Origin of the sequence: Paraburkholderia sp. 35.1 (genome assembly GCF_050436525.1) — a bacterium.
GTDB lineage: Bacteria > Pseudomonadota > Gammaproteobacteria > Burkholderiales > Burkholderiaceae > Paraburkholderia > Paraburkholderia tuberum.
Genome location: NZ_JBNDMJ010000002.1, coordinates 3,056,134 through 3,070,146, shown reverse-complemented (window position 1 = coordinate 3,070,146; position 14,013 = coordinate 3,056,134). Strand labels below are relative to the sequence as shown.

The window sequence follows — 14,013 nt, the reverse complement described above, 5'->3', positions numbered from 1 at the left end:
GTTGGCGTGCCCTTTGTCGAGGGGATGCCTTTGCTATTACGCGCCGAACGAGCTATAGAAGAGAAAGTTCACGCACATTCCGGAGCCGCACACCATGGCCCTGCGCGTTTATCTCTCCTCCACCTACGTGGACCTCAAGGACTATCGCGACGCCGTATTCAAGGCGCTGGAAAAAGGCGGCCTCCAGGTCGCACGCATGGAGGCGTACACCGCCGCCGACGACCGGCCCATGGATCTCTGCCTGAGGGACGTGGCTCAGTCGGATCTCTATGTCGGCGTCTTCGGCTGGCGCTATGGCTTCGTTCCTCCTATCGCGCACGGGAACGAGGCAGGTCTTTCTATCACCGAGCTGGAGTACCGCCGGGCTCTCACGCGACACATTCCGACGTTGCTATTCCTGAGCGACGAGTCGACCCGAGAGCAGTGGCCTGAGTGTTATCGGGACGACTGGACCGGAAACGGCGAAAGCGGCAAGCGCATCACGGCATTGCGCGCTGAACTCGGCACGGAAAAAACGCGGCAGTTCTTCGCCGACTCGCAGCAGCTAGCCACCGACGTGTTGGCTGCCATCCTGCGTAGCGGTGCGGTCAAGCGCCCCTTTCTCGTTCCGCCCATGCCAGTGGGCTTCGTGGCTCGGGCACGCGAGACCGCTGACATCAAAAGGAACTTGCTGTCCGGGACGTCACACCAGGCGGTCGCGATCACTGCGGCGATCCAAGGAGCGGGCGGTTTCGGCAAAACCACCTTGGCTTCGGCCGTATGTCACGACCCTGAGATCATTGCCGCGTTTCCCGGCGGGGTGCTTTGGACCGAGCTGGGTCAGGCGCCTGATATTCAGGCTCGCCTCACCGAGTGGTACCACGCGCTGTGTTCCGATGCTCGGGACATGGACAGCGCATTCATGTCGGCGGAAGACGTGCGACGCGCCGTTAGCGAGCGAATCGCGAGGCGCGGTGTTCTGCTGGTGGTTGATGACGTATGGAATGCGCTTCATCTGAAACCCTTTAGCGAGTTGGGTACAGCCCGTTTGCTGTACACGTCCCGCATCAAGCAGTTGATTCCGACGGCCCAGACGGTGCCCGTCGACGAGATGACGAAGGAGCAGGCGGCTGCGCTGCTGGCGCGTGATCTGCCGGTTGCGAGGGACGACGTTCGCTTTCGTGAGCTTGCCGATAGGCTGGGTAATTGGGCGCTGTTACTCGAGTTGGCCAACGCACGTCTCATCGAGGAGTTCCATGCGCGTGGAGCTATCGAGGCAGCCTATCAACATGTGACCCAGTTACTGTCCAGGCGCGGTGTCTTTGGTTTGGACGTACGGAATGCCGAGAGCCGCAACCAGGCCGTACGGCTGACGTTGCAGATCGGGATAGAGGAGGGCCAGACTGCAGTCGGCCCTAGAGCCTACGAGCTGGGTATTTTCCCGGGGCACACCGCGATTCCGGTGCGGGCTATCGTTGAGCTGTGGGGGAATGACCAATTCACGATTGAAGAAGATTTCCTGCGTCCCCTCGACCAGATGCATGTCATTACGTGGAATCGGCAAGAAAATACGGTGCGTCTGCATGACGTGGTGCGGGCGGGATTGGCAGCCCTAGCGGGCAATCGCTCCGCCGTTCACCAGCGCTTGATCGATTCATGGGGCGTTCCGGCTCGAATCCCGTCCGATCACTCCTATGCCTGGCGATGGTTCGGCTGGCATTGCGTCGAGGCAGGCCAACCTGAACGCTTGCGTGACTGTCTGTTCGATCCAGGCTGGTTGCATGCCAAGCTCACAGCGGTCGGCGTTGCTGCGATCATCGGGGACTGCGAACGCCTCAGCATGCAGCAAGACGAAGATAAGACAGCAAGCCGCAAGGAGGATCGAGCAGTCGAATTGCTTGCCGACGCACTGCGTAAGTCTGCCCACGTGCTCGCCCCGTATCCCGATCAGCTTGAAAACCAGCTCTTTGGCCGCTTTCGGCCGGGCCTTGCGCACGATCTTGACGACTTGCTTCAAAGGATCGCGCCACGCCTGGCACGCCAAAGGTTGGGGGCGCTTTTCCCGAGGCTTGATCCCGTGGGCGGTGCGCTCCGGCTCACGCTCGTTGGACACCAAAGCACGGTGCGGGGCGCGCTGCTGCTACCGGACGGGCAGGCGTTGTCGTGGTCGGCGGATCACACGCTGCGGATATGGGATTTGGCGACGGGTGCAAGCCGGACGCTCACTGGCCACAAAGACGCGGTGGGGGGGGCGCTGCTGCTGCCGGACGGACAGATGCTGTGGTGGTCGGCGGATCACACGCTGCGGATATGGGACTTGGCGACGGGCACGAGTCGGACGCTCACTGGCCACAAAGACGCGGTGGGGGGCGCGCTGCTGCTGCCGGACGGACAGGCGCTTTCGTGGTCAGCGGATCGCACGCTGCGAATATGGGACCTGGCGACCGGCGCTAGCCGGGTGCTCACTGGCCACAAAGAGGCGGTGGTGGGCGCGCTGCTGCTACTCGACGGGCAGGCGCTAACGTGGTCTGCGGACATGCTGCGGATATGGAACCTGGCGACGGGCGAAAGCCGGGCGCTCACCGCCCACCAGGGCCCGGTGCGGGGCGCATTGCTGCTGCCGGACGACCTGGTGCTGTCATGGTCGGGGGCTTGGTCGGCGGGGCTGTGGGGCCCGCCGGTTGACACTCTGCATGTATGGAACCTGGCGACGGGCGCAAACCGGGTGACTGTCGCAGACCGGGTGATCGCCGCAGCTAAGGCGCTCTACGCCCACACAGAGGCGGTGGGGGGCGCGCTGCTGCTGCCGGATGGGCGGGTGCTGTCGTGGTCGGGAGCCTGGAAGGCGTACACGCTGCGGATATGGGATTTCTCGACGGGCGCGAGTCGGACGCTTACCGGGCACGAAGACGCTGTCGTGGGGGCGATGTCGCTGCCGGACGGACAAGCGCTGTCATGGTCGGCGGATCGCACGCTGCGGGTGTGGGACCTGGCGACGGGCGCGAGTAGGGCGCTCACCGGGCACAAAAACGCGGTGGCGGGTGCGCTGCTGCTGCCGGACGGACAGGCGCTGTCGTGGTCCGGTGGCGGGTGGTCGTCGGATCGGACGCTGCGGGTGTGGGACTTGGCGACGGGCGAGAGTCGGATGCTCAACGGCCACGAAGGCGCGGTGGAGGGCGCGCTGCTGCTGCCGGATGGGCACGCGTTGTCGTGGTCGGCGGATCACACGTTGAGGGTGTGGGACCTGGCGACCGGCGTAAGCGAGGCGCCTGCCGGGCACGAAGATGCCGTGGAGGGGACGCTGGCGCTGCCGGACGGACACGCGATGTCGTGGTCGGCGGATCGCACGCTACGGATATGGGACCTCGCGACGGGCGCAAGCCGGACGCTCACCGGCCACAATGGGGCGGTGGAAGGCGCGCTGCTGCTGCCGGACGGACAAGCGCTGTCATGGTCGGCGGATCGCACGCTGCGAGTGTGGGACCTGGCGACGGGCGCGAGTCGGGCGCTCACCGGGCACGAAGACGTGGTGGAGGGCGCGCTGCTGCTGCCTGACGGGCAGGCGCTGTCGTGGTCGGCGGATCGCACGCTGCGAATGTGGGATCTGGCGACGAGCGCAAGTCGGGCGCTCACCTGGCACGAAAAGCCGGTTGGGGGGGCGCTGCTGCTGCCAGACGGGCAGGTGCTGTCGTGGTCGGCGGACACGCTGCGGATATGGGACCTGGAGACGGGTGCAAGCCGGACGCTGACCGGCCACAAAGGCCCGGTGCGGGGCGCGGTGTTGCTGCCGGACGGGCAGGTGCTGTCGTGGTCGGCGGATCGCACGCTGCGCGTGTGGGACCTGGCGACGGGCGCAAGTCGGGCGCTTACCTGGCACGAAAAGGCGGTGAAGGGCGCGCTACTGCTGCCGGACGGGCAGGCGCTGTTGTGGTCGGCGGATCACACGCTGCGGATATGGGACCTGACGACGGGCGCAAGCCGGACGCTCACCGGCCACAAGAGCACGGTGGAGGGCGCGCTGCTGCTGCCGGACGGGCAGGCGCTGTCGTGGTCGGCAGATCACACATTGCGGGTGTGGCGGCTTGAAGATGGGGAAGAGACGGGCCGCTACGTCTGTGAAGGAAGTCCGAGGGGCGCGTTGATGGTTGATACGAATTTACTTCTCATAGGGGATGCGACGGGCCATATCTATTTCCTGAGAATCGGCCAGGCGCCCGTGCACCCGGGCGGTCCGTCCGGTGAGCACGGCGGCGAGGCGCGCGCCGGCAATGAAGACCGCAATCATCCGCAGGATAACCATTAGCGATTGAACGCTTTTCGCGCGCCACCGCTTCGCGATCGCATTGCAACGCGCCTGGCGTCCATGCCGCTCACTTCGACGGATTATCGTCGAGGTGACCATGAAGCGGGTCCGGGCTCTTTTGCGTCGAGCGCAACACGCCTGCATCGTCGAAATAGAAGTGAAAGAGCTGGCCTCGATGCACCCGGGCCGGTGTGAGGCACGTTGTCGGCATCGGAAGATGACATTCGAGCGTGGGGAGAATGTCGCGGTCTCGACGGATGGATGAAGACCGCTGTTCGATAGGTCTGAGGATTGCGTATGAATGCGTATCCGGGCAACGCACTGTCTGGCATCGCGACATATGTACGCCTAAACTGATCTCGTGATCTGTGTCCAAGGGGAAAGGAATGGGCGCGACGAGTCCTCGTGACATCGGCCTGACTCTTCTTAAGGAGGCGAACTCCGCGGGAGATGGGCCGTCTTTGTGGGGGTTGATCGAGAAAATCCAGCGGACGCTCGCGGACCATGACTACTCGCAGTGCCCAGAGGTATGCGTCGGACTTCACTATTATGCGGCGCGTGCCCTGCTTCGCGTGAACGTCGAGCGGAGTGTCGAACGGCTTGCGCCAATCCTGGCCCATGCCGATGCCGGCATCGCCTGGCTCGCGCGCATCGATCTCGCTCAACTCCGATCAGAGTTCCTCCACTTGCGCGCGGAAGCCTACATACAGGTATCGCGCGGCTTGACCGGGAAACAACTGGGCGACGCCCTTCACGCTTGTGCGGATGCGCTCGCGGATCCTGAAATACAAGGCGATCCTCGCAGATGCGGTCCGCTGGGCTACAACGCGGGCATGTTTGTTATTCGGGGTGAGGGTTTTCCTGAGGACGAGGACGCACTGCGCCGACTAGAGGTGCTTTTCACGACTGCGCACGACAGCTACCGCGTGACCGGTGCAGTCCAGCAGGCCGCGGACGCTTCGCTATATCTCTCTCAAATAGGATTGAGTCGCTTGCGAGCAGCGCAGGAGCCGCTCGATCAGGCAGAGCGAACCTTCGATGCAGCGTGGCGCCAGATCAACGAGTTCATGGCAGCCTACGATCCGCTCGCGGATCCGGATGCGTGGGCGAACGCAAACCTCGTTGCGGCTTCGCTCGCTGAGCTTCGCCCGTCAGCGGGGTCGATCGAGCGTGCGCGTGACAGCGCAATTTACCTCGATCGGGCGTTCGACACGTTTCAGCAGCTTCGCAACGAAGACGGCATGTTCGACTGCGCGTGCCGATTGATCCGGGCGATAGATCTGTTGCCACGTGGCTACAACGAGGGTGCCGCCGTTCGCTACGATTTTTATATGGATGTACTGGATGCCGCGCGCGAACGGTCGAGAGACATGTCGGCCGGGGCGCAGACCCAACTCTTGCGCGCGAACGCTTGGATGAAAGTGGAACGAGGCTTATCTCCGGAAAAAGATGCCGAGGTCTTGTCTCGCGTTCGATCGTATGCGCGAGCAGCCGCATTGCTGGCGTTTGAATCAGGCAAACATGAATTGAGTTCCGTTGCCTACAAGCTGGTCGGAGTCAGTCTGACTGGCGATACAAGGTTTTCTCACCTGAATCAACAAAGCCCGGCACCCGAAACCGATCAGAAGAGTCTTGCTGAGGCCTGTGAGGCGTTTGAACGCTCCATCGCAGAAGCTCGAGCGGCGAAGAACACGGAGTTGGCAGAGTCCGCCATCAGGATGCTTGCCGTGGCACTTGGGCGTCGGCTTCGGGATTTTCACGAGTTTGACCTGTTCGATCGCTCTATCGCCTTGCTCGAGGAAGCCATTGAGTTCAGCAGCGGCGAGCCATACGTCACTGCGAATGCCAACTTGGTGAGCATGACGATACTGGCTGCACATCACGGGCTAGACGTTTCATTGGGTCGCGCCCGCAAGGCACTCGACTGTGCACTTCGCGAGTTGAACGTGCTCGAAAGCGTTGCGTTATCCGAGTACGTCAAGTCCCTGGAAGCGGCGCTCGACGAACTCGAGTTCTTGGGACGTGATGGCGTGGCCAATATTGCGCAACGTGTCCAGGCCCAAATATCGGCCAACCTCGGCATCGTGAGACTGGAGAGGGCCTACTTCAAGCGTTTCCGGCATGACGTTTTGCAACTTCCCGATAAGGCGAAGCCGATCGATGTCGTGAGTTTGCTCCTGATGCCTGAAACCGATGATCGGTCGACCGGGACGATGCGTTTGGAAACCGAGGGGGCGTCGACTTTCGGAATTGCCGATATTGCGTGCCCTCGCTGCCAGGCGATGCTAGAAATCACGCTACCGGTGGTCATTCATGAGGATGCCGATTCCCCCCGTTTTGCAAACTTTAAAAGAAATATTCGTGGAGACGAGAGTTGTACTAGTTGCCGTTTTCCCTTCCAGGTTCAATCAATTTTCATCTTATTGAAGCGCTCGGTTTCCGGGGAGCCTATCGCTATTTATCCCGACGTACTGGTCGATCGAGGCGAACGCCTGATCACCCATCAACAATTCGCGATAGCGGGTTTGCATCAGGCGATCACCGGCCAGCGGTTGATGAACCTGACGTTTATTCCGTGGGCCGGATGCGTCAACTTTGATTTCACGGTTGATGAAACCCTGCGATTTCAACGAAAGGCGGCTCTGACCTTGTTGGCTTCCGGTATCGTGGCCAAGTCTGCGCCGATCATGCTTGAAGCACTGCGGATGATCCTGCGGTGGAGAGACGCTGACGCGCCTGCTTCGAGCGAGATCGAGGCGGCGCTCAACGAACTTCCACTCGAGTTCGAAGCACTGCAGCGTCGACGCTTGCCACGGTTGATCGTCCGACTAGTAAAGACTGCCTCTTTGCATGGCCCGGAATGGGCAATTGATCAGATCGCGACCAATATGTCTCGAGTGCAGCACATCGCGCGCGCTTACGCCAGCTCGTCGGAGCTGGCGCGCGATCCGGTGGAACGACGAACGTTCCTCGCCCACTTTATTTCCGAGCTTGCAGACTACTCGCCGGATCGCGCCATTGCGCTGTTCGACATGTTGATGCGTGAACCGAGCCGTGAACTCCGCAAACTCGAAGACGAGGGAGTTCCCGAATTAGACTCAGTTCGCTACCAGCTGGCTCTCGCCAGGATAAACGGTATGCGTCCCTCCGCGGAGGACATGATTGCGAGAGACAAGATCACCTGTTCGTCCAGCGGCGCAAAAGCGCTCATTGCGAACCGGCTCGCGGGTAAAGCGCAATTCACGCTAATACTTCGTGCATTCTCGATGGACGTGGCGATCCACGAGATGCCAGAGTCGTTTCATGGCGTGGTCGACGCGTCCGAGGACCCGAGGGTGAAGTGGCGAATGTTCAGTTTGGACCCGAAAGAAACCCATCTCGTAGATAAAGCGTGCACCGTACTCCCTCAGGATATTAACCCGCTGACGGTTCTGAACGTGCTCGACCCAAAACCACCGACGCTGCCGACAAAGCTCTTCGTCACGGACGTCGAGTGGCGCAGGGTGGCGTTTTCACTTATCGCAGAGGCGGCTGTCGTGATTCTGCTGCTTCCGGCGGGAAGCACCTTGGGGAACGCCGGCGTGGATCACGAGATCCAGGTAATCCGGGAGATGTCACGTCAAGACGACACCATCGCGATCATCATGCGGCAGCCGAAGGACGTTCGTTCTCCGTTCGTTGCGAGCAGCGCGCAGACCGAGCCCGTCAATGACACGGCAGCCGAACTCCGGGACCTGGGTTTTCAGCATATCTTTGACGATGAAGCATTCGGCATAGAGGCTTCGTCGCTAAGGAGCCGGGTGCGTACCCTATTCGATTCAAAATAGTTGGCGCCTGACACCATTTCAGCGAACACACTCGACGAAGCCTGCGACCTGCCGCGTCGATTCCGTCGGCATCCGGGACGGAAGTGCGCTTCCAATGTGCGAGGCCGCACACTCGGCAACACATCGCCTTCCAGGGCGCGATTCGCGTCACCTATCTTCTTACAAAAAGAGCGAGAATGGCGCGGCGCGAGGTCGTGCAGGCGCGATCGCGCCTGCATCCGGGCACGCGTCCCGCGCCGCGCATTGATGGACTTGGACAGGGGGAGGCCGAATTGATTCCGATGCACAGCGTCGATCAGGTTTACGTCATTTCCGATCTCCATCTCGGCGGCACCCCGGGCTTCCAGATCTTCGGCTCCGCCAGCGAACTCGCGTGGCTGATCAACGACCTCGCAAGACGCGATCCCGAAAAGGAGATCGCGCTTGTCATCAACGGCGACTTTATCGATTTCCTCGCTGAACCGAACGCCACCTACTTCGACCCGGACGGCGCGGTTGCGAAGCTCGAGCGCATCGCGTTGCAGGACCCCACGTTCAGGCCAGTGTTCGATGCGTTCCCGGTCTTTCTCCAGCAGGCCAGGCGTCGCCTGATCGTGAACCTTGGCAATCACGATCTGGAGCTCGCGCTGCCCTGGGTGCGCGAGCGCCTCAAGCAGATCCTGACGAAGGACGCGCCTCTCTCGAGCGGAGCGCACGCGCGCCTGCATTTCGTGTTCGACGGTTCGGGCGTGCACTGCGACGTCGGTGGCCAGTCCGTATTGTGCGTGCATGGCAACGAGGTGGATCGATGGAATCCGGCTGACTTCGAGAAGATAAGGCAAATCGGCCGGGACAAGCAGTTGAGGCGCACTGTCGACCCGTGGATTCCCAACGCCGGCACGCGCATGGTTATCGACGTGATGAATTCGATCAAGCGCAAGTATCCGTTCGTCGATCTGCTCAAGCCGGAAGCGGAGGGCGTCGTGCCGACGCTTGCGGCCTGCGCGCCCGAGGCTATGCTCGACTTCAACAGCGCGATCAGGCTGGCCAACGTGGGGCTCGCGCGCGCCTGGGCCGGCATGTACAAGCCGGGCGGCATGCTGGGAATAAAGGAACTGCCGGCCGGAGATCCGGTGCAGCCCGTGCCCGTGCCCGGCGGCCTGCTCAATCCGGTGGAGCTGCCCGCTTCGCGCCAGGAGCGTGATGGACGCGCCATGCTCGCGGTGGCCGATGCCCTGGTTCGCCAAGGCGTCGATCCACTCGCGTTCGTCGCGAACGAGCAGGGTAAGCGGCTTGACATGGTGACCGCGCTGGTCAAGTGGTCGCGCGACGCGCCGACGAGCGAAGTATTGCGCGAGGCGCTCGAAAAGCTCGACAAGGATCGGAGCTTCGACATCACGGCGCGTGACGAAACCGCCGAGCTGCTCGATAAGGAGATCGGCCCGGAGATCGACATCATTGTCGCGGGACACACGCATCTCGCGCGCGCGTTACGCCGCCGAAACGGCAAGGGGCGGTACTTCAACAGCGGGACCTGGGCGCGGCTGATCCGCATCGATTCCGAGACACGGAGCGATCCGCGAAAGTTTGAGGAGGTTTTTGACGTGCTCAACGGTGGCGACATGTCGACGCTCGACAGCTTTCGCTCCGGATCACTGGTCATGCACCCATGCACGGTCGTGGCCATATGGAAGAAGGACGGCGGCAACGGCGCGAAAGCCGAGTTGCGGCAGGTGGTCAAGCACGCGGAAAACGAGTTCACACTCCATACCACTAGCAACAGCCTTCGGGATAACTGACGATGCGCAAGATCACACTCGAACTGCTCCGTCAGGGCCCATCGCACAACCAGTTGCTCTCACCGCTCACGGCCTATATCGCGCTGTGCGAAAACCATAGCGCGGTGACGCTGCATGTGCCGTTCGAGCACAATCAGATGCTCCACCGGCTGCGCGCGCTCAGCTACCAGCTCGGACCGGAGGTGCGCGAATTTCAGCTCAGCGACACTGCAGCGGTGCTGGGCAAGCTGCTCGGCGAAATTCCCGGCCTGACCGCCGACCTCAACCGCCGCAGCGCCGACGCCACGAGCGAGGAGCCGGTCACGCACTTGCGGCTGATCCTGTCCGCCTCTGAGCTCGCGCTCCTGCCCTTCGAGCTCGCGACCGCGCCCGGCGGCTGTCCCGGCGAAGGCCACCCGCTTGCCCTGCAGACACAGCAACCCCTCTGCATCACACGCGAGACGCGGCGCGTGCCTGAGGAGTTCGTCCGCTGGCCAAGCAAGCCGCGCATACTGTTCGCCTATGCCTCCCCGCCTGGGTTCGAGGAAGTGCCGGCCGGCGCGCATCTGCTCGCGCTGCGCGAGGCGCTCGCGCCATGGCTCCCGCTGTCTGACGATCTTGACGACGACGAGCGGCTCGAGATCGTCGAGGACCGGCTGTCCGTGCTACCAGACGCGACAGTCGCGAGCCTTGAGCGCGCCTGCGCGGCCAACGATTACACGCATGTCCACATCCTCGCGCATGGCGTAGATTTGCCGGGCGGCTACGACCAGCGGTTCGGCGTCGCGCTGATCTCGCATACAGAACCGAATGGCTATGAGGTCGTCTCCGGTGCCCGGCTCGCGAGCATCCTGCGCACGCCGTGCCGCGACAAGGCTGGCAAGTTCGTGCGGCCCGCCGTCGTGACGCTCGCGAGCTGCAACGGCGGCAATGGTGGCGGCGTGACGGGTGTCGGGGCGAGTGTCGGACATGCGTTGCACGAGGCAGGCATTCCGCTCGTGATCGCGAGCCAGTACCCGTTGTCGTTCGGCGGCTCGGTGATGCTCGTGCAGGATCTCTATCAGGGCCTGCTCTGGGGCGAAGACCCGCGCAAACTGCTGGTCGGCCTGCGCAGGAGGCTGCACGCCTGGTTCAAGGACCAGCACGACTGGGCGAGTATCGTCGCGTATGCATCGCTGCCGCCCAATTTCGACGATCAGCTGGCCAACGCGTGCATTCAGCAGGCCATGGGCAGCATCAATACTGCATTGCGTGTGTCGGATCGTGTCATGGTGGCGTTTTCCGACCGGGAATCCAACACCAGTGAGCGTCATCATGCACTCGACGAGGACAAACGTCAGGAGATGCTCCGCCACGTGCAGACAAAAGTTGCCTATGCCAAGGAGCGGCTCGAAGCGGCGAATGAAGCGTATCCTGCCCATAGGGCCCGGATTCTGGCGCAGCTTGCGAGCACCGAGAAGCGCGAAGCGCACATGCTCTACCAATCGCTCAAATTCGCTACCCACACGACGAAGAAAGGCAGCAACGAAGTGCTGGACAAGCTTGAGCGCGCGCGAACCTGGTATTGGCAAGCCTATCTGCTGAACCGATCGCATCCTTGGGAGCTCGTGCAATATGTGTCGCTCACGTTGTTCCTGCGGTCTTTGGGCCGGCTGCCGCTTTCGGACTGGGCGGAATCCAAGGTAAGGCCTTTGTGGATCACGGCGGACGCCCAATCGCAGAACGACGCCGAGAACGGTTCCATTTACGACCGCGCCTGGGCCCACGGCAATATCGCCGAGCTGAGCCTGATCGAACCCTGGCTGAAGGATGTTCCACTCCCTCCTGACCGAGCATCGACGGACAAGGCGATCCACGCTTGCCGCAGCTTGGTTGAGCTGGCGGGTGCATCATCGTTTCACGTGTTTTCCACCCGGCGCCAGATCCTTCGTTATCTTGAGTGGTTCGGCCCCATGATCGGCGGGAAATGGCCCGGGCTGCAAGGAATTGCGGAACAGATGCTCAGTGCGTTGCCAGCTGGTGAAGAACCTGAATGGAACTATTGAGCACGCAGCGCTTGGGACGCCATTCGGCGGACATCGACAAGGAGCGCCAGGGTGACTGAAAACTTTTCACCGAAGCATGTCTTTCTCTTCAGTGGGCACATGATCGACCGCCCCGACCGACCGCAGCCGCGCTTCCCGCCCGAACGGGAAGGCGCGGTGACGAAAGACATGACTGCAGTGCTCGACGATCTCCAGGCTGGCAGCGCCGACCTCGCCATCTGCGGCGGTGCATGCGGCGGCGACCTGATCTTCGCGGAACTCATGCTCGGGCGCGGCGCGCATCTCGATCTTTATCTGCCCTTCGAGCCGCAGGTTTTCGTGAAGGACTCGGTCGACTTTGCGAACTCGGACTGGCACGCGCGCTTCGAAGCCGCGCGGGCGCATGAGTACGCGCGCACTTTCGTGCTGCCCGAACCCCGCACGGACGCGGAACGTCAGGCATCGCCCTACGAGCGCAACAACCTGCGGATGCTCAAACGTGCGCTGGGGCGCGGGGCACAAAAGGTTCATTTCATTTGCGTCTGGGACGGCCAGGCGGGTGACGGGCCGGGCGGCGCCGGCCATATGTACGAGGCTGTCACCGCGGCCGGCGGCGTTGCCGAGCAGCCCATCCATCCGCTCGGATCGACATAGTGAGCCTATCATGCCCAAACCGTTTTGCTTCGTCATCATGCCCTACGGGCGCAAGCGGACGCAGGCCGACCCCGCGCACGCTCCGGGTGAGATCGACTTCAATGCATTATGGGACCTGGCCTATGTACCCGTGATCGAGGCGCTGGGCTACGAGCCCGTGCGCGCGGATCAGGACACAGGCTCGATGATTATCACGCAGATGCTCGAGCGCATCTTCTACGCGGACCTCGTGCTCGCCGACATGACCATCCCCAATGGGAACGTCTACTACGAGGTCGGCATCCGGCACGCGGCCAGGCAGACGGGCTGCGTGCTGCTCGCGGCGGACTGGTCGCAGCCGCTCTTCGACGTGGCGCAGATGCGCACGGTACGCTATCCGCTCTCGAACGGCGATATCGACAAAGACACCGCGCAGCACATTAAAGAGTGCATCATGCCCGGCATCAGTACGCTCACGGACGGCGAATCGCCGATGTTCAAGGCAATCAGCGGCTTCCCGGGCAACCCGGATCCGGCCCTCGCATCTACGATGAAGCAGCACATGATGGAGCTCGCTGTGTTCCAGTCCGCCGTGCGCAACGTGCGCCAGTTACCCAGGAATGAGCGCATGGAGGCGGCGCAGGAATTGGTGAAGGAGCACGGTGTGCCGCCCTTGATTGGGAGCGTGGTGTTCGCGTTGCTGCTGCTACTGCGTGATTCGATCGAGGAAAAGGCCGACTGGAGCAAGCTGCTCGACTTCATCGACAAGCTGCCGCGGGAATACCGCGACAAGCCCGAGGTGCAGACCCAGCGCGCGTTCGCCGTTTCGGAGACGGGCGACGTGCAAGCTGCGATCGTTCTACTAGAGGCTTTGGTGGCGACAGCCGGGCCGTCGGCAGAACGTTTCGGCTTGCTGGGAGGCCGGTACAAACGGCTGTACCAGAAGACCGACGATCCGAAAACGCGGTCGAGGTTGCGCGACCAGGCAATCGACTACTACGAGCGGGGCATGGATCTTGACCTGAACGAGTTCTACTGCGCGTCGAATCTTCCGCGTCTGTACCGAGAGCGCAATCGCGACGGAGACTTGAAGCTCGCGCAAACCGCGTTGGCGCTCGCGAAGGCTGCCTGCGACCGCGCATTCCGGCATGGCATCACGGACGAATGGCTAAGGCCGACGTGGCTAGCCCTCGCCTTCGACGACGGTAACGCGGATCTCGCCGAGGACCTCGCGCAAAAGGTGGCCCGCGAAGATGTCACGCGGTGGAAGATCAAGAGTGTGCTGGACGATATGCGCGTGGCCACGCGGCTGGTCGCGGACGAGGCTCAACACGCGCGGCTCGTCGCGGTGGCCGACTGGCTGGCCACGCAATCGGGCATACAAAGCGACGGGACATGAGGCGTTCGCGGCGCGGGCTCTCCACCCCGTGATATCTCCGCAGGAGGTGCCGTGCATGCATTTGGAAGCGCCAGGAACACGCAGTCGTTAC

General features: G+C 62.4%; 6 protein-coding genes. All 6 read left to right on the top strand.

Annotation, left to right across the window (positions count from 1 at the left end; all coding sequences use genetic code 11):
- Positions 1–94 precede the first annotated feature (94 nt).
- Positions 95–4,282 carry a DUF4062 domain-containing protein gene (locus OKW27_RS19895; RefSeq protein WP_090812385.1) on the top strand — a complete coding sequence of 1,396 codons (4,188 nt, stop codon included), beginning with the start codon at positions 95–97 and terminating at the stop codon, positions 4,280–4,282.
- Between the two features lie 386 nt (positions 4,283–4,668).
- Complete coding sequence (locus tag OKW27_RS19890) at positions 4,669–8,109, top strand: hypothetical protein (RefSeq protein ID WP_143037345.1); 3,441 nt, start codon at positions 4,669–4,671, stop codon at positions 8,107–8,109.
- Positions 8,110–8,285: 176 nt separating this feature from the next.
- A complete protein-coding gene (locus OKW27_RS19885; protein ID WP_090812383.1) occupies positions 8,286–9,887 on the top strand; it encodes a metallophosphoesterase family protein in 1,602 nt (533 codons plus the stop codon).
- 2 nt (positions 9,888–9,889) lie between these two features.
- Positions 9,890–11,911 (top strand): CHAT domain-containing protein, encoded by a 2,022-nt coding sequence (locus tag OKW27_RS19880; protein ID WP_429334542.1) that lies wholly within the window; start codon positions 9,890–9,892, stop codon positions 11,909–11,911.
- Positions 11,912–12,010: 99 nt separating this feature from the next.
- Complete coding sequence (locus tag OKW27_RS19875; RefSeq protein WP_429334541.1) at positions 12,011–12,544, top strand: hypothetical protein; 534 nt, start codon at positions 12,011–12,013, stop codon at positions 12,542–12,544.
- A gap of 10 nt (positions 12,545–12,554) precedes the next feature.
- Positions 12,555–13,922, top strand: a complete 1,368-nt coding sequence (locus OKW27_RS19870; RefSeq protein WP_429334540.1) for a TRAFs-binding domain-containing protein — start codon at positions 12,555–12,557, stop codon at positions 13,920–13,922.
- Positions 13,923–14,013: the final 91 nt, after the last annotated feature.

Coding starts and splice junctions, on each gene's coding strand:
- OKW27_RS19895 (WP_090812385.1), top strand. CDS start 95: ATGGCCCTGCGCGTTTATCTCTCCTCCACCTACGTGGACCTCAAGGAC.
- OKW27_RS19875 (WP_429334541.1), top strand. CDS start 12,011: ATGATCGACCGCCCCGACCGACCGCAGCCGCGCTTCCCGCCCGAACGG.
- OKW27_RS19890 (WP_143037345.1), top strand. CDS start 4,669: ATGGGCGCGACGAGTCCTCGTGACATCGGCCTGACTCTTCTTAAGGAG.
- OKW27_RS19870 (WP_429334540.1), top strand. CDS start 12,555: ATGCCCAAACCGTTTTGCTTCGTCATCATGCCCTACGGGCGCAAGCGG.
- OKW27_RS19880 (WP_429334542.1), top strand. CDS start 9,890: ATGCGCAAGATCACACTCGAACTGCTCCGTCAGGGCCCATCGCACAAC.
- OKW27_RS19885 (WP_090812383.1), top strand. CDS start 8,286: ATGGCGCGGCGCGAGGTCGTGCAGGCGCGATCGCGCCTGCATCCGGGC.